A 24,471-nucleotide genomic window follows, 5' to 3' on the forward strand; every position below is an offset into this window, starting at 1 on the left:
TCCGTCAGCCGAGGAAGGATCGCACCAGGTCGTGGTAGCCGCGCGGCTCCAGCAGGAACGAGTCGTGGCCCCACGGCGAGGCGACCTCGGTGTGGTCGACGGTGACGCCGCGGGCGGCCAGCTGGTCACGGATGCGCAGCGAGTGGGCGGTCGGGAAGCGCCAGTCGGAGTCGAAGGAGACCAGCCGGAACCGGGTCGACGGTACGACGTCCGGATGGGCGGCGAACGGGTCGAAGTAGTCCATCGGCCGGGTCAGGTGGAGGTACGACAGGGCGTCGAAGCGCGCCAGGAAGCTCTCCCCCTGGTGCTGCAGGTAGTGCTCGACCTCGAAGTCGGCGGCCAGCCGCTTCTCGGTGCCGGAGGTGTCGCGGGCGTGACCGAACTTCGCGGCCAGCGACTGTCCCGAGACGTAGGTGATGTGGGCCATCATCCGGGCCACCTTGAGACCGTGGCGCGGCATGACGCCGTGCTCGGCGTACCGGCCGCCGTGGAAGTCGGGGTCCTCCAGGATCGCGGCCCGGGCGACCGCGGAGAACGCGATGTTCTCCGTGGTCAGCCGGGAGCTGGCGGCGACGACGACCGCCCGGTCGATCCGGTCCGGCTCCTGCAACGCCCACTCCAGGACCTGCATCCCGCCGAGCGATCCGCCGACGGCAGCGTGCAGGCGTTCGATGCCGAGCTGGTCGAGCAGGCCGCGGTGGGCCGTCACCAGGTCGGCCAGGTCGAGCGCCGGGAAGTCGGGGCCGTACGCGCGGCCGGTCGCCGGATCGGGCGACGACGGGCCGGTCGTGCCCGAGCAGCCGCCGAGCAGGTTGGCGCTGACCACGAAGAGGCGGTCGGTGTCGAGCGCCTTGCCGGGCCCGATCAGGTTGTCCCACCAGCCGGGGCGGCGGGCACCCTCGTGCCACCCCGCGGCGTGCGCGTCACCGGTGAGGGCGTGGCAGACGAACACCGCGTTGTCGCGGGCGGGCGACAGCTCGCCGTACGTCTCGTAGGCGACCTCGACGTGCGCGAGCTCGGCGCCGGAGGCCAGCACCAGCGGGCCGTGCTGCGTGAGCACGGCCCGCCGGGTGGTGACGAGCCCGACCGAGCCGGTCGCGGCGGCAGTGCTCACTTGGCCGCGATCAGCGCCTGCTCCAGGTCGGCGATGATGTCGTCGACGTTCTCGATGCCGACCGAGAGCCGCACCAGGTCCTCGGGCACCCCGGCCGCCTCGAGCTCCTCGGGCGTGAGCTGCGAGTGGGTGGTGGTCGCGTTGTGCACCGCCAGGGACTTGGCGTCGCCGATGTTGACCAGGTGGCTGAACAGCTCGAGCGACTCGATGAACCGCTTGCCGCCGTCGCGCCCGGACGTCAACCCGAAGGAGACCAGGCCGCCGTACCCCTTGCCGGTGAAGAGCCGGTTGGCGAGCGCGTGCGACGGGTCGGTCTCCAGGCCCGGATAGCTCACCCACGCCACCGCCTCGTGTCCCTGGAGGTACTTCGCGACGGCGAGCGCGTTCTCGCTGTGCCGCTCCAGGCGCAGGTGCAGGGTCTCCAGTCCCTGGAGGAACAGGAACGAGTTGAGTGGCGCGATCGCGGCGCCGGTGTTGCGCAGCAGCACCGTGCGGGCGCGGATGATGTAGGCGAGGCTGCCGACCGCCTCGGTCCAGACCACGCCGTGGTACGCACCGTCGGGCGTGGTGAGCCCGGGGAACCGGTCGGAATGCGCGGCCCAGTCGAAGTTGCCGGAGTCGACGATGACGCCGCCGATCGAGGTGCCGTGGCCACCGATGTACTTGGTCGCCGAGTGAACCGACACGTCGGCGCCGTGGTCGAAGACCCGCTCGAGGTACGGCGTCGTGACCGTGTTGTCGACGACGAGCGGCAGGCCCTCGGCGTGGGCGGCGTCGGCCCAGGCGCGGATGTCGACGACGTTGATCCTCGGGTTGCCGACGGTCTCGGCGAAGACCAGCTTCGTCCTCCCGTCGACGTGCTGGGCCAGGTCCTCGGGCCGGTTCGGGTCGACGAAGCGGACCTCGATGCCGTACTGCGGCAACGTGTGCGCGAACAGGGCGTAGGTGCCGCCGTACAGCGTGGAGATGGCCACGATGTTGTCGCCGGCGTGGGTCAGGTTGAGCACCGCGTAGGTGATCGCCGCCGAGCCGGACGCGACCGCGAGGGCCCCCACGCCGCCCTCGAGCTGCGCCACGCGCTCCTCGAACGCCGACTGGGTCGGGTTCATGATCCGTGTGTAGATGTTGCCCGGCTCGGCCAGCGCGAACAGGTTGGCGGCGTGCTCGGTGTCGTTGAAGACGTACGACGTCGTCTGGTAGATCGGCACCGCCCGCGCATTGGTAGCGGGGTCGGGCTGCTCCTGGCCGGCGTGCACGGCGAGGGTCTCGGGGCGGTGGGTCATCGCGGGCTCCTTGTCGGTGACTGCTTTCCGACCTAACTGTAGTTAATTACTCCATTTTGTCCGGAGGGGCTGTCCGCAGGATGGACTCCGATAGGTTCCGGAGGGTGAGGAGACCCCGCACCCGCAGCGTCGTCGTCGAGTGCCGCACGGACGACGACCACGCCCTCGAGGCCGGGGCGGGGGCCGTCGCCGGCACCCACGTCGCCGGCCTCGACATCACGCGGACCCGGCTCTACACCGCCGACGAGCTGTACGACGCGCCGCGCTACGCCGACACCTTCGACGGCCGCGCCTACCAGTGGGCGCTGGCCACCTCAGGCCCCGCGGAGGCCCTGGCCGAGGTGCTCCACGACCAGGCGATCGACAACGCACTCGGCGCGTGGGTCGCCGGTGTGGGGCGCGGCCTGGTGGGCGTCATGGGTGGGCACGCGGCGGACCGCGGCACCCCCGGGTACGCCGAGGCGGCCCGCCTCGGCGCCCTGCTCGGCCGCGACCACGTGGTCGCCACCGGCGGCGGGCCGGGCGCGATGGAGGCGGCCAACCTCGGCGGCCGGCTGGCCGCCGCTCCCCCGGAGGCGCTCGCCGAGGCGCTGCGGCGGGTGGCCGCCGTACCGTCCTTCAAGCCATCGGTCGACGAGTGGGTGGCCGCCGCCCGTGGGGCGCTCGCGCTGGTCGCCGACCCGACGCCGTCGCTCGGCGTCCCGACCTGGCACTACGGCCACGAGCCGCCGAACCTGTTCGCGACCGCGATCGCGAAGTACTTCCGCAACGCCCTGCGCGAGGCGATCCTGCTGATGGTGTGCGACGCCGGGATCGTGTTCCTGCCCGGCGCCGGCGGCACGGTCCAGGAGATCTTCCAGGACGCGTGCGAGAACTACTACGCGAGCGACGACGCCGTCGCGCCGATGGTGCTCGTCGGCCACCGCTACTGGACCGAGGAGCTCCCGGCCTGGCCGCTGCTGCGGGCCCTGTCCCGTGGTCGTGCGATGGAGCAACACGTCCATCTCGTCGACACGGCCGAGGAAGCGGCCGAGCTGTTCGTCAGGCAGCCCGTGCGCTGACCGCGCAGCCGAGCACCGCGCGGTAGTGGGCGACCAGCTGCTCGTTGATCGCGTACCAGGACCGCTCCTGCACGGCCCGGACGGCGGTCGCGGCCATCCGGCCGCGCAGCTCGACGTCACCCGCCAGCCGGTCGACGCACGCCGCCAGGTCCGCGCCGTCGCCTGGACGGTAGAGCAGGCCGGAGGCGCCGTGCGCGACGACGTCGACCGGGCCACCGGCGGCCGGGGCGACCACCGGGACGCCCGAGGCGAGCGCCTCCTGCGCGGACTGGCAGTAGGTCTCGTAGCGGCCGGTGTGCACGAACACGTCGAGCGAGGCATAGACCCGGCTCAGCTCGTCGCCATGCAGCAGGCCCAGGAAGCGCGCCCGGTCGCCGAGCAGGCCGCGCAGCCGCTGCTCCTCGGGCCCGCCGCCCACGACCACGAGCGCATAGCGCGGGTCGTCGGCGAGGTGGGTCAGCAGGTCCAGCTCCTTCTCGGCGGCCAGCCGGCCGACGTACCCGACCAGCAGGCGGCCGTCCGGGGCGAGCCGACGGCGCAGTGCCCGGTCGCGGTGCCGCGGGTGGAAGGCGACCAGGTCGACGCCGCGGCCCCACCGGTGCACCTCGGGAACGCCCAGCGCCTCGAGCTGGTCGATGCTGGCGGTCGACGGCGCGAGCGTGCGGTCGACATGCTGGTGGATGCGCCGGGTCAGGCCGGCCGCCGCACGCACACCGCCGGGGACGTCGTACCGCTCCGCGAAGCCGACCAGGTCGGTCTGGTAGATCGCGACGGTCGGGATGCCCAGTTCGCCGGCGGCGCGGGCGGCCTGGAAGCCGAGCGTCGCGGGCGAGGCGATGTGGACGACGTCCGGGCGGAACCGCAGCATCCGCTGGCGCAGCCGCCGGCGGGTCTCCAGGCCGAGCCGGAAGTCCGGGTAGAACGGCAGGTTGGCGCCACGGGCGCGACGGACCCGGAAGCCGGCGTAGGTGTCGGGGCCGGTCGGCGCCACGAGCTCGGCGTGGTGACCTTCCGCCGCGAGGTGCTCGAGCACCCGACGGACCGAGTTGGTCACCCCGTTGACCTGCGGGAGGAAGGACTCGGCGACCACCAGGACGCGGAGCTTGCTCCCCAACTGCCGGGCCTCACTCATGGCCTCACTCATGCCACCGACGCTAGGCAGCGCCCGTCAACAGGAGGTCGGACCTGCGCGAGTGTCCGGCGACCCTTTCGTGAACGCCAGGGGTACGACGTGACCCGGCTCACCCCCGCGTCGTTGCCTGCTTCGTGGAGATCTCTCGCCGAAACCTGATCCGCAACGCCGTCGCCGCCGGCGGTCTCGCTGCCGCCGCCACCACGCTCCCGGGCGTGCTCCGCTCCGCCGCCTCCGCCGACCCGGCCCCGGCTCCCGCGACCCTCGGCCGGACCTTCGCCTACGGCCCAGCCGGCACCGGCGGCTACCGCTCGGTGATCGCCGCCTCCGGCGAGCCGCACCTCGCGCGCACGGCGCTGGGTGTGCTCAGCGACGCCGGTCGCGCCGGCCGCCGCCAGGGCCTGATCTCCTTCGTCCAGCTCAGCGACGTCCACGTCGTCGACGCCCAGTCGCCGCTGCGCCTGGAGTGGACCGACCGGCTCGACGACCCGAGCCCGCTCCCCTCGACCAGGCTGTTCACGTCGTCGTACCGACCGCAGGAGATGCTCACCGGTCACGTCGCCGACTCGATGGTCAAGGCGATCAACCGGATCGGCAGCGGCCCGGTCACCGGCAAGCCGTTCGCGCTGGCCATCCAGACCGGCGACAACTCGGACAACTCCCAGCTCAACGAGGTCCGCTGGAACATCAACCTCCTCAACGGCGGACCGGTGCGCTTCGACTCCGGCAACCAGACCCGCTGGGAGGGCGTGGCCGACAACGCCCCACTGACCTATGACCCGGCGTACTGGCACCCCGAGGGCAACCCTGCCGGCAAGCCGGTCGACCACCCGCGCGCGGAGTACGGCTTCCCGGTCGTGCCCGGCCTGCTCGACGCCGCCCGCCGCCCGTTCACCGCCGAGGGCCTGACCATCCCGTGGTACTCCGTCTTCGGCAACCACGACGGCCTCGCCCAGGGCAACTTCCCCGCCTCCACGCTGCAGCTCAACCTGATCGCGCTCGGTGCCCTCAAGATCGTCTCGCCGCCGCTCGGCCTCGACCCGGGCCAGCTCCTCCAGGACCTCACCGCTGACCCCGGCGCCGTCCTCACCGGCCTGCTCAGCGGGGTCACCAACGCCGGCGTCCGGGCCGTGACCCCCGACCTGAACCGCCGCCTGCTCACCCGCAAGCAGATCGTCGAGCAGCACTTCCTGCTCGGCGGCGCACCCTTCGGCCACGGCTTCACGAGCACCAACCGCCAGCAGGGCACGGCGTACTACTCCTTCGACCAGGGGCAGTTCCGGTTCATCGTGCTCGACACGGTCAACCCCAACGGGTACGCCGACGGCTCGCTCGACAAGACCCAGTTCGCCTGGCTGAGCGCCCTCCTCGCGCAGTCCTCGGACAAGGTGGTGCTGGTCTTCAGCCACCACACCTCCGACACCATGGGCAACCCGCTGATCGCCACCGGCGGCTCGTTGGAGACCCGGGTGACGGGTGCGAAGGTGCTCGACGCGCTGCTCGCGACGCCGTCGGTCGTCGCCTGGGTCAACGGGCACACCCACCGCAACAAGATCACCCCGCGCCCACGCACCGGCGGTGGCGGACTGTGGGAGATCACCACGGCCTCGCACATCGACTGGCCGCAGCAGGCCCGGATCATCGAGGTCGCCGACAACCGCGACGGCACCCTGTCGATCTTCACGACCATGGTCGACCACGCCGGCCCTGCCTCCGCGGGCGCCGGCACGGCGAACGCCGAGCAGCTCGCCGGCCTCGCCCGCGAGCTCGCGGCCAACGACTGGCACGACCACGGTGCCGGGCTCGGCAGCCCGGACGACCGGAACGTCGAGCTGCTGGTCGGCAACCCGCTGGCCTGAGCCCCTTGTAACTAAGTGTTACGTCACGAAAACGGGTGCAACAACGCCCAGGTAGGTACCACACCACCCAGGTAGATGGGTCTGGCGGCAAGACCTGCCTCTGAGCGTGGCCGGCTGTCACAGAGACGCGCTCGTCGGCGACTACCCGGGTGCTGTGGCCGCTACCCGGGCGTTGTGGCGGCAAGAATCGCGCTGTAACACTTAGTTACAAGCGCCCTCAGCGGACCGGGAGCAGCCAGGACCGCTCCTGCCCGTGCGCGGTGAATCCCGCACGGCGCAGGATCGGTCCGGACGTCTGCACCCGCCCCTTCACGATGGCCAGGTCGGCGCGGTGGTCCGCGGCGTACCGCAGCCGCGCCGCGAGCACTGCCCGGTAGACACCTCGCCCCCGCGCCTCGGGCAGCACCGCCCCACCCCACAGGCGCCCGTCCGCCCCGACGACGGTGAGGCCGCCGGACCCCACCGGCCGGCCCCCGGCGTACGCCACCACGGCTCCGCCGCCCCCGCTGGCGACCTTGGCCGCCTCCCCCGGGAAGACCGCCTCCAGCGTGGCCCGGTCGGTCGGGGTGCCTCCGAGCACCTCGGTGGTCAGGCGGACGGCGTCGACGAACACGTCGAGGTCATTGCTCCAGCGCAGCTCGACGTCGGCCGCGGGTGCCGCCGCTCCCGCGTCGGCCTCGGTGAGGTCCAGCGCCAGTACGTCGACCGTCTCGTCGAGCACCGCGCCCCGCCCGACCAGCTCCCGCTCCAGCCCCTCCGGGGCATCGAGCCGCACCCACCACGCCACCTCGGCCGTGGCCGGCACCGCCGGATCCACCAGGTCCCGGGCCCGTGCGAGCACCTCGTCGACGACGGCGCCGACCGGGCGGCCAGGGTCGCCGCTGCGGGTCCACGCGACCTGGACGGGCCGCTCGTTCCAGTCCGGGTGGCGCACCAGCAGGTACTCCTCCGCCTCGACCCGCGGCGCCCCTGCCGGGACGAAGACCCACGCCGCGCTCGCGGCCTGCACCCGCTCCCGAGCCGGCACGCGGGCGACTACTCCGCCGCGGCGAGCTGCCCGCAGGCCGCGTCGATCTCGCTGCCCCGCGTGTCGCGCATCGTCGTCGCGATGCCCTTGGCCTCGAGGCGGCGCACGAACTCGGCCATGTCCTCCTCGCGCGAGCGGGTGAACTGCGAGCCCGGCACCTCGTTGAGCGGGATCGGGTTGATGTGGACCCAGCCGGTGCCGCGACCGTCGGCGGAGAGTACGTCGGCCAGCAGGTCCGCGCGCCAGCCCTGGTCGTTGATGTCACGCATCAGGGCGTACTCGATCGACACCCGCCGCCCGGTCTTCGCGAAGTACTCGTAGGCCGCGTCGACGGTCTCGGCGACGGAGAACCGGGTGTTGATCGGCACCAGGTCGTTGCGCAGCTCGTCGTCGGGCGCGTGCAGCGACAGCGCCAGGGTCACCGGGATGCCCTCGCCCGCGAGCTGCCTGATCCGGGGCACGAGGCCGACGGTCGAGACCGTGACGTGGCGGGCGGACAGGCCGAGCCCGGACGGGGCCGGCTCGGTGAGGCGGCGTACGGCGCCCAGGGTGGCCTTGTAGTTGGCCAGCGGCTCGCCCATGCCCATGAAGACGACGTTCGAGAGGCGGCCCGGCCCGCCGGCGACGTCGCCGTTGGCCATGGCGCGGGCGCCGACGACGACCTGGTGCACGATCTCGGCGGTGGACATGTTGCGCTGCAGGCCACCCTGGCCGGTCGCGCAGAACGGGCAGGCCATGCCGCAGCCGGCCTGGCTGGAGATGCAGATCGTGGCGCGGTCCTTGTAGCGCATCAGCACCGACTCGACCAGGGAGCCGTCGAAGAGCTTCCACAGCGTCTTGACCGTCTTGCCCTTGTCGGCGCTCTGCTGCCGGATCGGGTCCATCAGGTCCGGCAGGAGCGCACCGACCAGCTCGGCACGCTGGCCGGCGGGCAGGTCGGTCATCTCGGCGGGGTCGTGGACCAGCCGGCCGAAGTAGTGCATGCCGAGCTGCTTGGCTCGGAAGCCCGGGAGGCCCATCTCGACCAGCAGGTCCTTGCGCTCCGCCTCGCTCAGGTCGGCGAGGTGCCGGGGTGGCTTCTTGCGCCCCCGCGGCTCGGTGAAGACGAGGGGAAGCGGGCGCGGCTGCGCGTCGGGCTGCTCGGACATGGCCCGACGATTCTCCCACCCGGGAGCGCGCCCGCCCAATCCCCCGCGGCGGGCCCAGTCTCGACTCAGGCGTCCTTGTTGAGCAGGAACCACACGACGGCGGCCCCGACCCCGACCACGACGACCAGCGTGGCGACCATCCCGAGCAGCATGTAGCGGCCGAACCGGCGGGTGTGCTGCGGCACCAGCATCCCGATCGGCACCACGAACATCAGCAGTACGAACGGGAAGAGCTCCTCGACCCGCTTGTAGCCGGCGACCCACTTGATGATGGCGGCGTACAGGCCGGGCACGACGATGACCGCGACCATGCCGGTGAAGAAGCCGGCGAGCGGGAAGAAGACGGGGTGCCCGCGGTGGAACCAGTCGGGGCGCCGGGACCTCTCGTCCAGCGTCTCCGCCTCGCCGCCCACGCGGTCCTCGCCTGCCTCAGTCATGTCCGGGCGATCGTAGCGGCCGGACACCAAGGAGCGGATATCCGGTGAGTGTCGATCCGGAGGTTCCCCGTTCGACTGCGGGGTGGAAGGGTCGACACGCGACCCCGAGACCGAGGAGACCGACCGTGAAGTACATGCTCATCATGCGCGCGACCGACGAGGCCGACGCCGCCTTCGCCGAGAGCGACCTCCCCTTCGACGAGGTGATGGAGGCGATGGGCCGGTACACCGACGAGATGCTCCAGGCCGGGGTCCTTATCGCCGCCGAGGGCCTCGACCCCGACCCGGCCACCGGCCTGGTCGTCGACTACTCGAGCAAGCCGCCGGTCGTCACCGACGGCCCCTACGGCGAGACCAAGGAGCTGTTCGGCGGGTACTGGATCGTCGACGTCGCCTCGCTCGAGGAGGCAGCCGAGTGGGCCAAGAGGGCACCGCTCGCCGGGCCCGGCACGAAGGCCGAGATCCGCCGGATCACCTCGATCGACGAGTTCCCGCAGGACAACCCGTGGATCCAGAAGGAGCGCGCCTGGCGCGAGGCGACCGGCCAGCTGTGACCGGTCCCTCCCGCCGGGGCGGCGCCGAGGGCCGGCGGGCCGTCGAGGCGGTATGGCGCATCGAGTCCGCCCGGATCGTCGGCGCGCTGGCCCGCTACGCCGGCGACTTCGCCCTCGCCGAGGACCTCGCCCAGGAGGCGTTCGCCGAGGCACTCGTCGCGTGGCCGCGCGACGGCGTGCCGGCGAACCCGGCAGGCTGGCTGCTGACGGTGGCCCGGCGCCGGGCGATCGACGGGTTCCGGCGGCGGGCCGCGCGCGACGAGCGGTACGCCGCCCTCGGGCGCGACCTCGCGAGCCGCACCTCCGCCTCCGACGACGGCGACCTCGACCTGCTCGCGGACCCCGGCCGGATCGATGACGACCTGCTCGCCCTCGTCTTCATCGCCTGCCACCCGATCCTGTCCCCCGAGTCACAGGTCTCGCTCACGCTGCGCACCGTCGGCGGCCTCACCAGCGACGAGATCGCCCGCGCGTTCCTGGTGCCGACCGCGACCGTCCAGGCCCGGATCACCCGGGCGAAGAAGACCCTGGCGGCCGCGCGGGTCGCCTTCGACGTACCGCCTCCCGAGGAGCGGCGCGAGCGGCTCCGCGCCGTTCTCGGCGTCGTCTACGTCATCTTCACCGAGGGCTCCTCGGCCACGTCCGGCGACGCCTGGATCCGGGCGGACCTGGCCCGCGAGGCGATCCGCATGGCCCGGGTGCTGGCCCGGCTGGTCCCCGACGACCCGGAGGTCCACGGCCTGCTCGCGCTGCTGGAGCTGACCGCCGCCCGCTTCCCCGCCCGTACGACGCCCGCCGGCGCCCCGGTCCTGCTCGAGGACCAGGACCGCCGCCGATGGGACCACCGCTCCATCCAGCGCGGCCTGGCCGCACTGGACCGGGCCGAGACGGTCGGCCGTGGCCTGGGCGCCTACGGGCTGCAGGCCGCCATCGCCGCCTGCCACGCACGCGCCCGGTCGGTGGCCGTCACCGACTGGGACCGGATCGTGCTGCTCTACGAGGCACTCGGCAGGATCGCGCCCTCCCCCGTCGTCGAGCTCAACCGCGCGGTCGCCGTGTCGATGGCGTCCGGCCCGGCGGCAGCGCTGCCGCTCGTCGACGAGCTCAGGGCCCGGGGCGCCTTCACCGCCTCCCACCAGCTTCCCGGCGTGCGTGGCGAGCTGCTGCGCCGGATGGGCCGCGCCGAGGACGCGCGGGCCGAGCTCGAGCTGGCCCTGGGGCTGTGCGGGAACGAGTCCGAGCGCGTCGTACTGGCAGCGAAGCTGGCCGCTCTGTGAGAGTGGGCCGGTGACCGAACCACACCCGTCGCTCACCGGCCGCCTCGACGGCAGCACCCGGATCTCGGCGGCCATGGCTCGCCCGCCGCTGTTCGACTCGTTCCACGACCTGTGGACGATCCGGAGCGAGATGTGAGCCTCGCCGAGCACTACACCCGCTTCCGGGTGGCCGACCGGCTGCTGCTCACCGGCCACTCCCACCAGGCCTGGCCCGACGTCGCGCGGGAGGGCGTGATCGAGGCGTACGACGACGCCGCGCTCGACGTCGGGCGCAAGTGGGCCCGGGCCGAGGTCCGCGCGGAGCGACTGCGCGCCGGCGTGCGGATGCTCGTCGGCGATCCCGTCGCCGAGGTGGCACTCGGCGCCAGCGCGCACGAGCTGCTGGTGCGCTTCTTGTCCGCCCTGCCCCTGTGCTCCAGGCCGCGGCTGGTGACCACCGACGGTGAGTTCGACTCGGCCCGCCGCCAGCTCGACCGGCTCGGCGCTGCCGGGGTCGAGGTAGTGCGGGTGCCCGCGGCGCCCGTGGACACCCTCGCCGAACGGGTCGCGGCAGCGGTCGACATTGGCACCGCGGCAGTCGTCATCTCGTCCGTGCTGTTCGAGACCTCGCAGCTCGTGCCGGGGCTCGCGGCGGTGGCCGAGGCCTGCGAACGAGTCGGCAGCGAGCTGCTGGTCGACGCCTACCACCAGCTCGGCGTCGTACCCCTGTCCGTCGCCGCGGACGGGCTGCACGAGGCCTGGATCCTCGGCGGCGGCTACAAGTACCTCCAGCTCGGGGAGGGCAACTGCTTCCTGCGGATCCCGCCGCACGCGAGCGGCATGGAGCCGGTGGTCACCGGCTGGTTCGCCCACGCCGGCGACCGGTTCGCCGGGTCGACCTACGACCCGACCAGCCACTACCGCGCGGCCCGGGTCCTCGACTTCTTCGCGGAGCAGGGCCTGACTCCCCCACGGCTGCGCGAGATCTCGCTGCACCAGCGCGGCCTGCTCGCGAGCGCCTTCGACGCGCTCGGCCTGCCCGACAGCCTCGTCACCCGCGACCGGGACACCCCCGCCGACGGCTTCGGGGGCTTCCTCACGCTGTTCACGCCCGAGGCGGCGCGCCTGCAGGCCGCCCTGGCCGAGCGCGGGGTGCTGACCGACAGCCGGGGACCGCACCTGCGGTTCGGACCGGCGCCGTACCTCACCGACGATCAGCTCACCACCGCGATGGCCGTGCTCGGCGAGGTGGCGGCCGACCACATGCCCGGTGGTTGAGGTGCGAGGCGCCCCGGCGCCGAGCCTCGAAGCCTCCGGGGCAGGTCAGGTGAAGATGCCGTAGTGCAGCAGCAGCCAGATCGGCGCGATCGTGGCGAGCAGCGAGTCGAGGCGGTCCATCAGGCCGCCGTGGCCGGGGATGACCTGGCTCATGTCCTTGATGCCGAGGTCCCGCTTGATGACCGACTCGCACAGGTCGCCGAGCGTGGCCATGACGACCGCGATCAGGCCGAGCGCGACACCGATCCACCAGTCGCCGTCGAGGAGGTAGACCACGAGCGCCACACCGGCGGCGACGGTGGCCACGGCCGAGCCGGCGAAGCCCTCCCAGGACTTCTTGGGCGAGATGACCGGCGCCATCGGGTGCTTGCCGAAGAGCACGCCGGCGACGTACCCGCCGATGTCGGAGGCGATCGTCACCAGGATGAACGTGATGATCCCCTTCACGCCCGGGTCGTCCAGGCCACCGCCGTCACGGCCGCCCTCGGCGAGCATGAGCGCGACGAACGAGCCCAGGAAGGGCACGTAGACCAAGGCGAACACCGAGGCGGTGGCGTTCTTGACGTAGCCGTCGATGCCGCGGCGCAGCAGCCACAGCATGATCACCAGGGCGCTCACGGCGGTCGCCGTCACCAGGGCCGCGGAGCCCCACAGGTAGGCGACGACGACCATCACGACGCCGCCGATCATCAGCGGCTGCTCGGGCAGGTCGATGTCCTTGGCGAGCAGCCCCTTGCGCAGCTCCCACACCGCGACGACCACGGCGATCGCGACGATCACCATGAACGCCGGCTTCCAGAACAGCAGTGAGGCCGCGATCGCGCTGAGCAGCACGACCGCGGAGCCGACCGCCGCCTTCAGGTCCCGGCCGGCGCGGCCGTGGTCCTTCTTCGGGGCAGCGCCGTTCGCGGACGGAGTCGTCGAGGACATCGAGGGCGGGAGCGTGGCGAGGTCGTCAGACCTCGAGCAGCTCGGCTTCCTTGTTCTTGAGCAGCTCGTCGATCGCGTCGGTGTGCTTCTTGGTGAGGCCGTCGAGACGCTTCTCGGCGCCGGTGACGTCGTCCTTGCCGACCTCGCCGTCCTTCTCGAGCTTCTCCAGGCCCTGCTTGGCCTTCTGGCGCACCTGGCGTACGGCGACCTTGCCGCCCTCGGCCTTCTCCTTGGCGAGCTTGATGAACTCCTTGCGGCGCTCCTCGGTCAGCTCGGGGAAGACGCAGCGCAGCTGCTTGCCGTCGCTGGACGGGTTGACGCCCAGGTCGGAGTCGCGGATCGCCTTCTCCACGTTGTTGAGCGCGCCGACGTCGTACGGCGACACGATGATGATCCGCGCCTCGGGCGAGGCGAAGGACGCCAGCTGCTGCAGCGGCGTCGGGGTGCCGTAGTAGTCGACCATGATCTTGCTGAACATGCTGGGGTGCGCGCGCCCGGCGCGGATCGCCGCGAACTCCTCACGGGTCGCGTCGACCGACTTGCCCATCTTCTGGTCGGCCTCGTTGAGGGTGTCGTTGATCACCGGTTCTCCTTCGTTGCCTTCTGCTCGCCTGTTCAGCCGGTCCAGCGTGTCTCAGCCTGCGCTGACCCGCGTGCCGATCCTCTCACCCTGCACGACCCGCAGGATGTTGCCCTCGGGCTCCATGCCGAACACGATCATCGGCAGCTTGTTCTCGCCGCACAGCGCGAACGCGGTCTGGTCCATGATCCGCAGGCCCTGGGCGATCGCGTCGTCGTAGGTCAGCTCGTCGTACTTCGTCGCGGTCGGGTCGACGTTCGGGTCGGCGCTGTAGACACCGTCGACGCCGTTCTTGGCGACCAGCACGACGTCGCACCGGCTCTCCAGCGCGCGCTGGACGGCGACGGTGTCGGTCGAGAAGTACGGCAGGCCCATCCCGGCGCCGAAGATGACCACGCGGCCCTTCTCCATGTGCCGGATCGCGCGCCGCGGGATGTAGGGCTCGGCGACCTGGCCCATCGTGATCGCGGTCTGCACGCGGGTCTCGACGCCCTGCTTCTCCAGGAAGTCCTGGAGGGCGAGGCAGTTCATGACGATGCCGAGCATGCCCATGTAGTCGGCCCGGACCCGGTCCATGCCGCGGGTCTGCAGCTCGGCGCCGCGGAAGAAGTTGCCGCCGCCGGTGACGACGGCGATCTGCACGCCGGCGTCGGCCACGGCCTTCACCTCCTTGGCGATGGCCTGCACGACGTCGGGATCGACCCCGACCTTGCCACCGCCGAACACCTCACCGGAGAGCTTCAGGAGGACGCGCTTGTAACCGGGCACGAGGTGACCTTACCGGGCGGACGCGGCACCTCCGCATTGCGCCTCATTGCACCCGCTGCACCCGTTGGCGGTAGTTGTCGCTGTTGTCACCGTCGATGTCGGAGTCCCGAGTCTTCGAGATGTGACCGACCTTCTCCTCGCCGCCCTGGACGGGCTGCGCCTCGATGAGGGTGTCCCGCTCGAACTGGTGGGACTTGTCGGTGTTGCGGTAGTAGCGGTAGAAGGCCCAGTACGTCGCCGCGCCGCCGGCGGGTCCGGCGGCGAGCAGCCAGACCGGCCCGTCGTCGGACGCCATCGGGACCAGCGCGGGGATCAGGGTCGTGATCAGGTCGAGTGTCATGCCGAGGCCACCAAGATCGCGCCGGCGATGCCTTCGAGGAAGGTGCCGACCGTGAATGCCGCGAGGAGCAGCTTGGGCTGGGAGACCGGGATGCTGCCCATGGTCTCCCCCGTGCGGGCGTTGACCGCGATGTAGTGGAGCATGCCGTTGCTCTCCTGGCGGTAGGAGTAGAGCCACACCGGCAGGTACATCGACACCCAGCGTGAGCCGCCCACGTCGAGCTTCTCCTGCTCCCACCGCACGCCGCGGTCGAACCGGCCCAGCGACCCCCGGACCTCCGAGCGGCCGATGGAGAGCAGCTGGTCCTCGAGGTGCGGGCGGACCGCCTCGACGTTGAGGTCGCGCTTCTCGCTGGTGAAGCCCACGAGGTAGCTGGCGTTCCACTTCACCGCGTTCTTCGTGTCGAACGGCAGGATCGTGTTGATGATGTTGTTGGTGTTGGCCGGCCCGATCTGGGCGCGCTCCGAGGATCCCTCGACGGTCAGGTCGTCGACCGTGAACGAGACCTGTCGCGAGACCTGGTAGACGTCGGCGGCGTAGTAGGTGACGTTGTTGTCACCCTGCTTCTCCGTCCAGCGCCGGGTCTGGACCTCACCCTTGCCCCAGTACTGCGACTCCGCGCGGGCGTCGATGACGAGGTACGGCAGGTAGACGCCCAGGACGTTCTCCGGGACGAACTCCTTCTTGAACCGCTTGTGCGCGAAGAGCCGTCGCTTCGAGGCGAACTCGCGGATCTTCTCGACCGCCTCGTCCTTGGTCAACCGGAACGGCAGCACCGCGTCGGGTACGGCGCCGTTGGGGATCTGCTGGTTGACGTTGAGGGTGTGGCGGCACCAGTGGCAGCGGGCGTTGAGTGCGTGGGCCGTGTCGACGACGACCTCGGCACCACACGCCTCGCACTTGAAGGTGAGCTGGTCCGCCGCGTCGGCCGCGATGTCCCCCGCACCGCTCGCGATGACCGTGCCTTCGAGCTGGTCGATGCCCTCGCCGAGGCCGAACTCCTCCTCGACGCGGGCCTCCTGCCACTCGTTGCGGCAGAACAGGCACACGAGCATGCCGGTCGAGCCGCGCAGCCGGACGTCGGTCGACCCGCACTTCGGGCAGCGGTTGAGGCCGTCCTTGAGCGACTCGTTGACGGTCTCGATGCTCGGGCCCGGCTCGGGCTCGGCCTTGGCCGCGGCGAGCTCCTCCTCCAGCGACAGGGGTGGCCCGTCGAAGGTGGGCTGCTTCGGCTCGGCGGACTCCTGACTCACAGACCGAGCGCCTTCGCCTTCGCAGCGTCGTAGTCCTCCTGGGTGATCAACCCGGCGTCGAGCATCTCCTTGGCGCGCTTGAGGACCGCCATCGGGTCCTCGGCGGCGGGGGCTGCGGGGGCGGCCGGAGCCGCGGGCGGGGCGGTCGCCGCCGGGGCGGCGGGCGCCTGAGCGGGCGGCACCGGCTGCTGCAGGCCGCCGAGACCCATGCCGCCGGTCGCCATGCCCATGCCGATCAGGCCACCCGGACCGGCGTTCTCGCCGGCCGCCTCGATGCCGGCCGCGACCGAGGCCTGGAGGTTGGAGTTGCCGCGCGACCCGGACAGCGCATCGGCACGCTGGACGTTCTTGAGGAGCTCACGGGTGTTGGCGTCGTACTCGATCGAGATGATGGCGGTCTTGACGATCTCCAGGCCGCGGTCGGTGCGCCACTGGTAGTTCTGCTCCACCGCGGCGGACAGCGACTGGGCGAAGCCGATCGAGTCCTGCTGGAGCTTGGCGATGCGGTTCCCCTTGGCGGGGTCGTTGGTGTACATCGAGAACGCCGGCGCGAGCGAGCCGACGACCTCGTTGAACAGCTGCTCCCCGGCCGGGTTGTCGATGTCGGTGAAGTCGAACGCCTTGCGGCCGCCGATGACGTCGGCGGGCACGAAGTTGCGGATGAAGGTCAGCGGGTCGGTGATCTTCAGCGTGTAGGTGCCGCGGGTGATCGCGCCGACCTGGGTGTTGAGGAACGCGTCGTCCCAGTAGATCTCCGACTGGGTGCCGAACTTGTTGTTGGGCAGCTCCTTGAGCGTCACGAAGATCGCGGACTGCTGAGCGGAGGGACGCCCGCCGAACTTGAAGCGCTCCCAGCTCTGCTTGATCAGCGAGTCGACCAGGCCACCGCCGGTGAAGATCGACTGCGAGGCCGGGTCGTCGGAGTTCCAGATGTAGGCGCCCGGCTCGGCGGCGAAGCCGGTGAAGGCGCCGTCCTCCATCAGGACCAGGCCGTAGCCCTCGGGCACGATGATCTTCGACCCGTTGGTGATGACGCCCTCGGAGCCCTGGGTGTTGCTGCCCCGGCCGGCGTTCTGACCCTTGGCGACCGCCGGGAAGACCGCCACCGTCGAGCCCACGCCGTCGGGGACTCCGTAGAAGTCGACCCACTGGTCGGCGAGGGTGCCGCCGATGGCACCGATTGCAGCCTGGATGAGTCCCACGTGACGCTCTCCTTCTGACACCGATGTGCACCCGCGAGTGCGGGTGCGCAGGTCCGACACATGTCCGATGGCCGGGCGGCACAAACCTACCCCCTGGCAGGTGGCGGCACAGGTGAAAAACCAGACGGCCGGCGGCCACCCGAAGGTGACCACCGGCCGTCGGTGCGATCAGTGCACCGGACCGTCAGGTCAGGCGCCGACCTCGAAGCGGGCGAACCGCTTGACAGTCGTGCCGGCGGCGTCGAGGACGGCCTTGACCGTCTTCTTCGACTCCGAGACCGACTCCTGCTCAAGGAGCACGAGCTCCTTGAAGAAGCCGCCCAGGCGACCCTCGACGATCTTCGCGACGGCAGCCTCGGGCTTGCCCTCCTCGATCGTCTTCTTGGTCAGGACGTCCTTCTCGGCGGCGACGATGTCCGCGGGGACCTCGTCGCGGGTGAGGTACTGCGCCTTGAGGGCCGCCACCTGCATGGCGGCGCCGCGGGCGGCAGCCTCGTCGCCGTCGTACTCGACGATGACGCCGACGGCCGGCGGGAGGTCGGCCGCACGCTTGTGCAGGTAGACCGCGACGGGGCCGTCGAAGTACGCGACGTTGCCGAGCTCGATCTTCTCGCCGATGGTGATGGCGAGGCCCTCGACGACCTGGCCGACGGTGCTGTCGCCCAGCGGCAGCGCCTTGGCCGACTCGGTGTCGGTGGCCTTGCCCGCGTCGATCGCCTCGGCGATCTGCTGGGCGGCCTTGATGAACTCCTCGTTCTTCGCGACGAAGTCGGTCTCCGACTTCAGCTCGATGAGCGCGCCACCGGCGTTGGCCACCAGGCCGGCCGAGGTCTCGCGCTCGGCGCCGCGGGCGGCCGCCTTGGCGGCACCCTTGACACGGAGCAGCTCGACGGCCTTGTCGAAGTCGCCGTCGGTCTCGTCGAGCGCCTTCTTGCAGTCCATCATGCCGGCGCTGGTCAGCTCGCGGAGCTTCTTGACGTCAGCAGCAGTGAATGCCATGGATCCTCGTTGTTTCTCGAAGGGGTGGACGGAGGGGAACGCTCAGGCCTCGGCCGGAGCGTCGGCCGCGGGGGTCTCCTCGGCAGCAGCCTCGGGAGCAGCCTCGGCGGCCGGGGCCTCCTCGGCGGGCGCCTCGGCGGTCTCCGTCGCCTCGGCGGCCGGAGCAGCGGCGTCACCCTCGAGGAGCTCGCGCTCCCACGCGGCGAGGGGCTCCTCGGCGGCGGGGCTCGAGGCCGAGCCGGCACCGGAGCGGGACATGAGGCCGTCGGCCGCGGCGTCCGCGATGACGCGGGTCAGCAGGCCCACGGCGCGGATGGCGTCGTCGTTGCCCGGGATCGGGAAGTCGACGTCGTCGGGGTCGCAGTTGGAGTCGAGGATCGCGATGATCGGGATGCGCAGCTTGCGCGCCTCCTCGACGGCGAGGTGCTCCTTGTTGGTGTCGACGATCCACACGGCCGACGGGACCCGGGACATCTCGCGGATGCCGCCGAGGGTCTTCTCGAGCTTGGCGTGCTCCCGCTTCATCTGCAGGAGCTCCTTCTTGGTCCGGTTCGAGCCGGCCACGTCGTCGAAGTCGACGTCGTCGAGCTCCTTGAGCCGGTTGATCCGCTGGTTCATCGTCGCGAAGTTGGTGAGCATGCCACCGAGCCAGCGCTGGTTGACGTAGGGCATGCCGACGCGGGTCGCCTGCTCGGCGATCGCCTCCTGGGCCTGCTTCTTCGTGCCGATGAACATGATCGTGCCGCCCTTGGCCACGGTCTCCTTGACGAAGGCGTAGCTGCGGTCGATGTAGGCCAGCGACTGCTGCAGGTCGATGATGTAGATGCCGTTGCGGTCCGTGAGGATGAATCGCTTCATCTTCGGGTTCCAACGACGGGTCTGGTGTCCGAAGTGGACGCCGCTCTCGAGGAGCTGGCGCATGGTCACGACAGCCATGATGTCTCCTATTGCCTTGTTTCAGTTGGTCCTGTCGTCTGCACGCGACCCGACCTCCCGGACTGGTCCGGGAGGACTGAGGATCGACGCCCACGGGCGATCGGCTCCGGAGCGGAGCCGTCGTGGTCTGCGGACGAGCGAATTCCGGCCCAGGGCGGACCGGTACCCACCAGCGTACGGCGTCGGGCGCCCGTCGTACCAATCCGTGACCTGGGCTCTCCACAGCCCCCGTCCACCCCGCCCCTCCTCCACAGCCCGACGCGCTCCCGCCGCCCCTGCCGGACCTGCCCCGCATCCTCGTCCCATGACCCGCCCGCACCCCCTCCCCGCCCTGCTGGCCGTGGTCGCCGGACTGCTCACCGGACTCCTCGCCGGGCTGCTGGTCCAGGCGGCCCCCGCGCGGGCCGAACCCGGCGGCACCCAGGATCCGGTCGGAGTCTGGCCGCTCCTCCCGGTGCCCGAGGTCGTGCGCCACTTCGACCCGCCCGACTCCCCCTACGGCGCCGGCCACCGCGGCGTCGACCTCGCCGGGCACGCCGGCCAGCCGGTCCGCACCGCCCTGCCGGGGACCGTGGTGTTCGCCGGCCCGATCGCCGGTCGCGGCGTGGTCGTCGTCGGGCACGGCGCCACCCGCACGACCTACGAACCCGTCGCCGCCACGGCCACGGTCGGCACGACGCTCGCCGCCGGCCAGGTGATCGGCACACTCCAGCTGCCGGGATCGCACTGCTTCCCCCGAGCCTGCCTGCACTGGGGCTGGGTCGCCGGCGACACCTACCTCGACCCGCTGCGCCTCGTCGGCGCCGGCCCGGTCCGGCTGCTGCCGCTGTGGCGGGACCAACCCGTCGCTCGGGCGATCGGGCGACGTGGAGTTGCTACGATTGCTACGGACGTCGGGGCAACCCGATGAACGCGGCGATCGTCAGGAGCAGTGCCGTCGAGCGGATCCCCCATCGCGAGCTGCGCAAGAACAGCGCCGAGATCCTGCGGCGGGTGGCGGCGGGTGAGTCGTTCGAGATCACCAACCACGGCGAGGTGGTCGCGATCCTGCGCCAGCCCTCCGCCGACGACCTCTGGCACGCCGAGATGGCGCGGCCGGCAACGAGGAGCCGGGGTTGGAACACCATCAGGCCCGTCAAGGCGAAGCGTCCGATGCAGGACGTTCTCGACGAGCTTCGCGAGGACCGGCTGTGAAGCTCTACGTGGACACCTCAGCCGTGGTGAAGCTCATCGCCGACGAGGCCGAGAGCGAAGCGCTCAGGGACTACTTGAACGGGTTCGACCCCGGGCGCATCTTCTCCTCCGAGCTGCTGGTGACCGAGGTCCGCAGAGCTGCGATGCGCAACGAGATCGAGCAGAGCCTGGCGACCGAGGTGCTCGAATCGATCAGCCTGTTCGAGATGAGCTCTCCCCTGCTGCAGCACGCCGGCCTTCTGCCGGACCCCACGCTTCGCGGTCTCGACGCGATCCACCTGGCGACGGCACTGCGGCACGGCGCGGAGGTTCTGGTCTGCTACGACAGCCGACTGCGCACGGCTGCCGAACGACAGGGCCTCGTCACCACCGCGCCGGCGTGACCCGCGCTCAGGCCCTCGGGTGCGCCTGCTGGTAGGCGCGCCGCAACCGGTCGGTGGTGACGTGGGTGTAGCGCTGGGTGGTGGCCAGCGAGGCGTGCCCGAGCAGTTCCTGGACGGAGCGCAGGTCGGCCCCACCCTCGAGGAGGTGGGTGGCAGCGGTGTGCCGCAGGCCGTGGGGTCCCAGGTCGGGGGCTCCGGGGACGTCGGCGAGCCGGCGGTGGACCAGGCTGCGGACGGCCCGCTGCCCGATCGGGCCGCCCCGGGCGCCGAGGAACAGGGCCGGACCGGATCCGGGGCGCGCCAACGCTGGGCGGCCCTGCGCGAGCCAGCGGTCGAGTGCCGCGGCGGCCGGCTGGCCGAACGGCACCGCACGCTCCTTGCGACCCTTGCCGAAGACCCGCACGACATTGCGGTCGCGGTCAACGTCGTCGACGGCGAGCCCGCAGAGCTCGCCGACGCGCATGCCGGTCGCGTACAGCAGCTCGAGCATCGCCACGTCCCGCAGGCCCACCGGGCTGCCGTCGTCGGCGAGCTCGGCGGCGGCTCCGATCAGCCGGGTGGCCTCGTCGACCCGCAGCACGTCGGGCAGGGTGCGGTGCGGGCGCGGTGACCCGAGCGCCGAGCCGACGTCGCTGTGCGTGCGGCCGGTGCGGGCCAGCCACCCGGTGAAGACCCGCGCCGCGGTGGCTCGGCGGGCCAGCGTCGTACGGGACAGGCCCATGGTCTGCTGCTTGGCGAGCCAGCTGCGCAGGGTCCGCAGGTCGAGCTCGTCGACGCCGGCGAGGCCGAGCCGGCCGGCGTGCTCGAGCAGGCCGGCGATATCGCCCACGTAGGCCCGGACGGTGTGCTCGGTCAGGTCGCGCTCGGCGACGAGGTGGCGCTCGTAGTCGCCCAACACACGGGCGAACGCCTCGGGCAGCTTGTCTTCGTCGGCGGCGCTCACTGATCGATCGTAGGACGCACGACCTCCCCCAGCCGCCAACCCGACGGCAGCCGCTCGACGTGTCCGTCGAGCGCCAGCCCCTGCAACAACTGCTCCACCTCGGCGGCCTCGAGCCCCGCGACTCGCGCGACCGACGTCGCAGGGGCCGGCGACACCTTCGGCACGGCGTCGAGGACCTGCCGCGCACGGATGGTCAACTGGTCCCGTGGTGTTGCGGGTGCGCGGGGGATCTCGCGGAGGTGCTCACCCGAGGCGCCGAGGAGTTCCAGGACGTCGGCGCCGCTGGTGACCAGCGACCCCCTGCCCGAACGGAGCAGTTCGTGCACACCCTCGGAGGCTGCACTGAAGACGGGGCCCGGCACACCCATCACAGTGCGGTGGAGCAGATCTGCCCACGACGCGGTATTGAGGGCGCCGCTGCGGATGGCCGCCTCGACGACCACTGTGCCGCTCGTCAGTGCCGCGATGAGGCGGTTGCGGGCCAGGAACCTGATCCGGAGGGGCGCGGATCCTGGCGGTGCCTCGGAGACGACCGCGTGCTGGGCACCGAGGTGTTCGAGCATCTGTCGATGGGCGGCCGGGTAGGCGATGTCCACTCCGCAGGCGAGCACGGCAACGGTGTGGCCGTCGGCAGCGACCGCTCCGCGATGGGCGGCATAGTCGACACCGTAGGCCGCCCCGGAGACAACCGTCCGACCGGCCGCGCCCAGGACGGCCGCCATGTCGCCGGCGACACGGTCGCCATAGTCGGTCGAGGATCGCGAGCCCACTACCGCGACCGCTGCACCGAGGCGGTCGAGGCGGAGTGGCCCGCGCACCCACAGCCCGACCGGAACCTCCCCGCGTGCATGCAACACGCCCGCGCTGGCCAGGGCATCGAGGGACGACGGCCACTCATCGTCGCCCGGAACTACGAACCGGATGCCGCGCCGCAAGGCGCTGTCCAAGACCCGCTCGGGATCCGCTTGCTCCAACCGGCCGGCGGCAGCCCGGAACTCCGGCCGCAGATCGGGACGCTCCCGCAGCACCTCGAGGAAGGTCGTCCCTCCCAGTTCGCGGGTGAGGCCGAGACACCGCACGTCCCCGGGCTCGGTCGCGAGGTTGATGGTGACGCGAGCGAGGCGCTCGTCGTCTGCGGTGGTCACGCGATGCCCTCTTCGGAAGCGTCAGAGCGGAACATCGCGAGGTCCAGCGATCGTGCCGAGCGCAGGCGGAGCGCCGTGCGAGCCTCGTCGACGCCCGGTTCGACGTCACGCCCGGTGCGCACCGAGCGCAGGTCTGCAACGGTCCAGGCAAGGCGGTGGACGCGCACGGCGCCGCGGGCGCTGAGCCGCCCCGCGAGCATCTCTGCGTCGATCACTCGCTGTGCCTGGTCGGCCAAGGGCCAGACGTCCTTGAGGCGGGGACTCGGGATGTGCGCGTTGAGTCGCCAGCTTCGACCGGCGAAGCGCTCCTGCTGGCGCTCGCGCGCGGCGGCAATCCGCACACGCACCTCGGCGGACGTCTCGACGGACCGGAAGGGGTCACGACTGGCCGGAGACGGGGGCAGGACATGACGCACGATGTCGATCCGATCGACGATCGGGCCCGACATCCTGGCCCGGTAGGCCCGGCGCACGGTCTCGGCGCAGGTGCACCGGTTGGAGCGGGCGACCGCTGACCAGTTGCCGCAGGGACACGGGTTGCTGGCGAGAACCAGCATTCCACCGGCAGGCAACGTGATCGACTCGTCACGACGCGCGATGGTGATGTCGCCGTTCTCTAGCGGCTGACGGAGTGCCTCGATGACATCGGAGCGGAACAGCGGGAACTCGTCCATGAAGAGCACGCCGCAGTGGGCTCGGCTGATCTCCCCGGGCTGGACCCGCCCGGACCCGCCGCCGATCACGCTGACCTTGCTGGCGTCGTGGTGCGGCGCAGCGAAGGGTGGCCGGACCACCATGCCGTCGCCGGGATCGAGCACTCCAGCCAGGGACTGAAGGGCAGTGAGCTCGAGGGACTCCTCAGGCGTGAGGTCGGGCAGGATCGTCGGGATCCGCTCGGCCAGGCTGGTCTTGCCGCACCCCTTCGGGCCCGACAGCTGGATCGGGTGTCCGCCGGCCGCGGCCACCTCGACGGCGTACTTCTCCTCATCCATGCCGTACAGGTCGGCGAGGTCGAGCTCGTCGAGCCGCTCCTCACCCCGCCAGGTGATCAGTTGGAGACCTGTCGATGCGGTCACCGGAGGCGCGTCCGGCGGTTCCTCGCCGCGGAGGGTGGCGATGACCTGGCTCAGCGACCGAACCCCGATCGCCTCCATGTCCGGCACCATCATCGCCTCGGCGACCTGGGGCTCGGGCACGAAGATCCGGCGGATGCCGGCGGCAGCTGCAGCGAGCGTCATCGGCAGCACTCCCAATGTCGGGCGCAGACCGCCTGCGAGCGTCAGCTCACCGACGAAGGCCATGCTGTCCAGCCAAGGCGGCTCGAGCTGCCCGTCCGCTGCCAGCAGGCTCACCGCCATCGCCAGGTCGAAATGCGTCCCGGACTTTCGCAGGTCCGCGGGCGAGAACAGGAACGTGCAGCGCTTGGTCGCCGGCCAGTGCAGGTCGTTGTTGATCAACGCCATCCGCACCCGGTCGACGCCCTCGCGCAGCGATGCGTCAGCTCGCCCGACGACCACTGTCGTGGGCTGTCCGACGGAGACATCGGTCTGGACGTCGATGAGATGGCCAACGGCACCTGCCAGTGCAACGCACCGCGCTGTCGCGAAGGGCATCAGTTCCGCCGCCCGAGGTGACGCGGGTCGTCGTCG

Annotated in this window: 26 protein-coding genes; 9 read left to right on the plus strand and 17 right to left on the minus strand. The window is 71.5% G+C overall.

The features are described 5' to 3' along the window. Nucleotides 1–4: 4 nt before the first annotated feature. Nucleotides 5–1,114: a homoserine O-acetyltransferase gene (locus FBY23_RS19010; RefSeq protein ID WP_141799573.1), complete on the minus strand. Its 1,110-nt coding sequence runs from the start codon at nt 1,112–1,114 to the stop codon at nt 5–7. Beyond that, nucleotides 1,111–2,397, minus strand: a complete 1,287-nt coding sequence (locus FBY23_RS19015; RefSeq protein WP_141799574.1) for an O-acetylhomoserine aminocarboxypropyltransferase/cysteine synthase family protein — start codon at nt 2,395–2,397, stop codon at nt 1,111–1,113. Before FBY23_RS19015 ends, FBY23_RS19010 begins: the two co-directional genes overlap by 4 nt. 104 nt (nt 2,398–2,501) lie before the next feature. Between FBY23_RS19015 and FBY23_RS19020 the strand changes: the two genes are divergently transcribed. Continuing rightward, nucleotides 2,502–3,458, plus strand: coding sequence for an LOG family protein (locus FBY23_RS19020; RefSeq protein WP_186348236.1), 957 nt, complete (start codon nt 2,502–2,504; stop codon nt 3,456–3,458). Here the strand turns inward: FBY23_RS19020 and FBY23_RS19025 are convergent. Continuing rightward, nucleotides 3,439–4,602 carry a glycosyltransferase family 1 protein gene (locus FBY23_RS19025; protein WP_141799575.1) on the minus strand — a complete coding sequence of 388 codons (1,164 nt, stop codon included), beginning with the start codon at nt 4,600–4,602 and terminating at the stop codon, nt 3,439–3,441. The genes FBY23_RS19020 and FBY23_RS19025 overlap by 20 nt on opposite strands. A 122-nt stretch (nt 4,603–4,724) precedes the next feature. Between FBY23_RS19025 and FBY23_RS19030 the strand changes: the two genes are divergently transcribed. After that, on the plus strand, nt 4,725–6,449 hold the full coding sequence (locus FBY23_RS19030) for a TIGR03767 family metallophosphoesterase (RefSeq protein WP_141799576.1): 1,725 nt from the start codon (nt 4,725–4,727) through the stop codon (nt 6,447–6,449). 217 nt (nt 6,450–6,666) lie between these two features. Here FBY23_RS19030 and FBY23_RS26035 read toward each other — a convergent pair whose 3' ends face one another. The 3 genes from FBY23_RS26035 to FBY23_RS19045 form a co-directional block, all read right to left on the minus strand. Beyond that, entirely contained in the window at nt 6,667–7,476 is an 810-nt protein-coding gene (locus FBY23_RS26035) for a GNAT family N-acetyltransferase (protein WP_160158291.1), read from the minus strand. An 8-nt stretch (nt 7,477–7,484) separates the two neighbouring features. Beyond that, nucleotides 7,485–8,624 carry a 23S rRNA (adenine(2503)-C(2))-methyltransferase RlmN gene (rlmN, locus tag FBY23_RS19040; RefSeq protein ID WP_141799577.1) on the minus strand — a complete coding sequence of 380 codons (1,140 nt, stop codon included), beginning with the start codon at nt 8,622–8,624 and terminating at the stop codon, nt 7,485–7,487. A gap of 65 nt (nt 8,625–8,689) precedes the next feature. Then, nucleotides 8,690–9,061, minus strand: coding sequence for a hypothetical protein (locus FBY23_RS19045; protein WP_141799578.1), 372 nt, complete (start codon nt 9,059–9,061; stop codon nt 8,690–8,692). 134 nt (nt 9,062–9,195) lie between these two features. Here FBY23_RS19045 and FBY23_RS19050 point away from each other — a divergent pair, with 134 nt between their 5' ends. Genes FBY23_RS19050 through FBY23_RS19060 form a run of 4 tightly spaced genes read left to right on the plus strand, consistent with a single transcriptional unit; the run spans nt 9,196 to nt 12,149 of the window. Then, on the plus strand, nt 9,196–9,615 hold the full coding sequence (locus FBY23_RS19050) for a YciI family protein (protein WP_222118015.1): 420 nt from the start codon (nt 9,196–9,198) through the stop codon (nt 9,613–9,615). Continuing rightward, nucleotides 9,612–10,892 (plus strand): RNA polymerase sigma factor, encoded by a 1,281-nt coding sequence (locus tag FBY23_RS19055; RefSeq protein ID WP_222117879.1) that lies wholly within the window; start codon nt 9,612–9,614, stop codon nt 10,890–10,892. The genes FBY23_RS19050 and FBY23_RS19055 overlap by 4 nt, the downstream gene beginning before the upstream one ends. A 10-nt stretch (nt 10,893–10,902) precedes the next feature. Further along, complete coding sequence (locus tag FBY23_RS26740; protein WP_260806087.1) at nt 10,903–11,028, plus strand: hypothetical protein; 126 nt, start codon at nt 10,903–10,905, stop codon at nt 11,026–11,028. Next, nucleotides 11,025–12,149, plus strand: coding sequence for a hypothetical protein (locus FBY23_RS19060; RefSeq protein WP_222117880.1), 1,125 nt, complete (start codon nt 11,025–11,027; stop codon nt 12,147–12,149). Before FBY23_RS26740 ends, FBY23_RS19060 begins: the two co-directional genes overlap by 4 nt. Nucleotides 12,150–12,194: 45 nt before the next feature. On the opposite strand, the gene FBY23_RS19065 is transcribed toward FBY23_RS19060, so the two are convergent. The 8 genes from FBY23_RS19065 to rpsB all read right to left on the minus strand — a co-directional run bounded on the left by FBY23_RS19065 (nt 12,195) and on the right by rpsB (nt 19,157). After that, nucleotides 12,195–13,079, minus strand: a complete 885-nt coding sequence (locus tag FBY23_RS19065; RefSeq protein WP_141799581.1) for a phosphatidate cytidylyltransferase — start codon at nt 13,077–13,079, stop codon at nt 12,195–12,197. Nucleotides 13,080–13,104: 25 nt separating this feature from the next. After that, on the minus strand, nt 13,105–13,659 hold the full coding sequence (gene frr / locus FBY23_RS19070; protein ID WP_222118016.1) for a ribosome recycling factor: 555 nt from the start codon (nt 13,657–13,659) through the stop codon (nt 13,105–13,107). A gap of 54 nt (nt 13,660–13,713) precedes the next feature. Continuing rightward, the gene (pyrH, locus tag FBY23_RS19075; RefSeq protein WP_141799583.1) at nt 13,714–14,427 is read right to left on the minus strand and encodes a UMP kinase; all 714 of its coding nucleotides are present in this window, start codon (nt 14,425–14,427) and stop codon (nt 13,714–13,716) included. Nucleotides 14,428–14,470: 43 nt separating this feature from the next. After that, nucleotides 14,471–14,767: a hypothetical protein gene (locus FBY23_RS19080; protein WP_222117881.1), complete on the minus strand. Its 297-nt coding sequence runs from the start codon at nt 14,765–14,767 to the stop codon at nt 14,471–14,473. After that, nucleotides 14,764–16,020, minus strand: a complete 1,257-nt coding sequence (locus FBY23_RS19085; RefSeq protein WP_141799584.1) for a TFIIB-type zinc ribbon-containing protein — start codon at nt 16,018–16,020, stop codon at nt 14,764–14,766. Before FBY23_RS19085 ends, FBY23_RS19080 begins: the two co-directional genes overlap by 4 nt. Then, nucleotides 16,017–17,222, minus strand: coding sequence for an SHOCT domain-containing protein (locus FBY23_RS19090; protein ID WP_141799585.1), 1,206 nt, complete (start codon nt 17,220–17,222; stop codon nt 16,017–16,019). Before FBY23_RS19090 ends, FBY23_RS19085 begins: the two co-directional genes overlap by 4 nt. Nucleotides 17,223–17,411: 189 nt before the next feature. Then, the gene (gene tsf, locus FBY23_RS19095; RefSeq protein WP_141799586.1) at nt 17,412–18,221 is read right to left on the minus strand and encodes a translation elongation factor Ts; all 810 of its coding nucleotides are present in this window, start codon (nt 18,219–18,221) and stop codon (nt 17,412–17,414) included. Nucleotides 18,222–18,263: 42 nt separating this feature from the next. Further along, the gene (gene rpsB / locus FBY23_RS19100) at nt 18,264–19,157 is read right to left on the minus strand and encodes a 30S ribosomal protein S2 (protein WP_141799587.1); all 894 of its coding nucleotides are present in this window, start codon (nt 19,155–19,157) and stop codon (nt 18,264–18,266) included. A gap of 304 nt (nt 19,158–19,461) precedes the next feature. On the opposite strand from rpsB, the gene FBY23_RS19105 reads away from it, so the two are divergent. From FBY23_RS19105 to FBY23_RS19115, 3 genes are read left to right on the plus strand one after another with little or no spacing between them, the layout of a single operon-like run. Further along, nucleotides 19,462–20,067 (plus strand): peptidoglycan DD-metalloendopeptidase family protein, encoded by a 606-nt coding sequence (locus tag FBY23_RS19105; RefSeq protein WP_141799588.1) that lies wholly within the window; start codon nt 19,462–19,464, stop codon nt 20,065–20,067. Next, nucleotides 20,064–20,351 carry a type II toxin-antitoxin system Phd/YefM family antitoxin gene (locus FBY23_RS19110; protein WP_141799589.1) on the plus strand — a complete coding sequence of 96 codons (288 nt, stop codon included), beginning with the start codon at nt 20,064–20,066 and terminating at the stop codon, nt 20,349–20,351. The genes FBY23_RS19105 and FBY23_RS19110 overlap by 4 nt, the downstream gene beginning before the upstream one ends. After that, nucleotides 20,348–20,734, plus strand: coding sequence for a type II toxin-antitoxin system VapC family toxin (locus FBY23_RS19115; RefSeq protein WP_141799590.1), 387 nt, complete (start codon nt 20,348–20,350; stop codon nt 20,732–20,734). Before FBY23_RS19110 ends, FBY23_RS19115 begins: the two co-directional genes overlap by 4 nt. Nucleotides 20,735–20,741: 7 nt before the next feature. Here FBY23_RS19115 and FBY23_RS19120 read toward each other — a convergent pair whose 3' ends face one another. The 3 genes from FBY23_RS19120 to FBY23_RS19130 are packed head-to-tail and all read right to left on the minus strand — an operon-like array spanning nt 20,742 to nt 24,435. After that, complete coding sequence (locus FBY23_RS19120) at nt 20,742–21,677, minus strand: tyrosine recombinase XerC (RefSeq protein ID WP_141799591.1); 936 nt, start codon at nt 21,675–21,677, stop codon at nt 20,742–20,744. Continuing rightward, nucleotides 21,674–22,822 carry a DNA-processing protein DprA gene (dprA, locus tag FBY23_RS19125; RefSeq protein WP_141799592.1) on the minus strand — a complete coding sequence of 383 codons (1,149 nt, stop codon included), beginning with the start codon at nt 22,820–22,822 and terminating at the stop codon, nt 21,674–21,676. Before dprA ends, FBY23_RS19120 begins: the two co-directional genes overlap by 4 nt. Then, on the minus strand, nt 22,819–24,435 hold the full coding sequence (locus FBY23_RS19130; RefSeq protein WP_141799593.1) for a YifB family Mg chelatase-like AAA ATPase: 1,617 nt from the start codon (nt 24,433–24,435) through the stop codon (nt 22,819–22,821). Before FBY23_RS19130 ends, dprA begins: the two co-directional genes overlap by 4 nt. Nucleotides 24,436–24,471: the final 36 nt, after the last annotated feature.

The organism is Nocardioides sp. SLBN-35 (assembly GCF_006715725.1).
Taxonomy (GTDB): domain Bacteria; phylum Actinomycetota; class Actinomycetes; order Propionibacteriales; family Nocardioidaceae; genus Nocardioides.

What these genes read in the sequence shown, in the direction of transcription:
- FBY23_RS19015 (WP_141799574.1), bottom strand. Translation starts at nt 2,397, where the DNA reads ATGACCCACCGCCCCGAGACCCTCGCCGTGCACGCCGGCCAGGAGCAG.
- FBY23_RS19025 (WP_141799575.1), bottom strand. Translation starts at nt 4,602, where the DNA reads ATGAGTGAGGCCATGAGTGAGGCCCGGCAGTTGGGGAGCAAGCTCCGC.
- rlmN (WP_141799577.1), bottom strand. Translation starts at nt 8,624, where the DNA reads ATGTCCGAGCAGCCCGACGCGCAGCCGCGCCCGCTTCCCCTCGTCTTC.
- FBY23_RS19045 (WP_141799578.1), bottom strand. Translation starts at nt 9,061, where the DNA reads ATGACTGAGGCAGGCGAGGACCGCGTGGGCGGCGAGGCGGAGACGCTG.
- FBY23_RS19050 (WP_222118015.1), top strand. Translation starts at nt 9,196, where the DNA reads ATGCTCATCATGCGCGCGACCGACGAGGCCGACGCCGCCTTCGCCGAG.
- FBY23_RS19065 (WP_141799581.1), bottom strand. Translation starts at nt 13,079, where the DNA reads ATGTCCTCGACGACTCCGTCCGCGAACGGCGCTGCCCCGAAGAAGGAC.
- FBY23_RS19080 (WP_222117881.1), bottom strand. Translation starts at nt 14,767, where the DNA reads ATGACACTCGACCTGATCACGACCCTGATCCCCGCGCTGGTCCCGATG.
- tsf (WP_141799586.1), bottom strand. Translation starts at nt 18,221, where the DNA reads ATGGCATTCACTGCTGCTGACGTCAAGAAGCTCCGCGAGCTGACCAGC.
- rpsB (WP_141799587.1), bottom strand. Translation starts at nt 19,157, where the DNA reads ATGGCTGTCGTGACCATGCGCCAGCTCCTCGAGAGCGGCGTCCACTTC.
- FBY23_RS19105 (WP_141799588.1), top strand. Translation starts at nt 19,462, where the DNA reads ATGACCCGCCCGCACCCCCTCCCCGCCCTGCTGGCCGTGGTCGCCGGA.
- FBY23_RS19110 (WP_141799589.1), top strand. Translation starts at nt 20,064, where the DNA reads ATGAACGCGGCGATCGTCAGGAGCAGTGCCGTCGAGCGGATCCCCCAT.
- FBY23_RS19130 (WP_141799593.1), bottom strand. Translation starts at nt 24,435, where the DNA reads ATGCCCTTCGCGACAGCGCGGTGCGTTGCACTGGCAGGTGCCGTTGGC.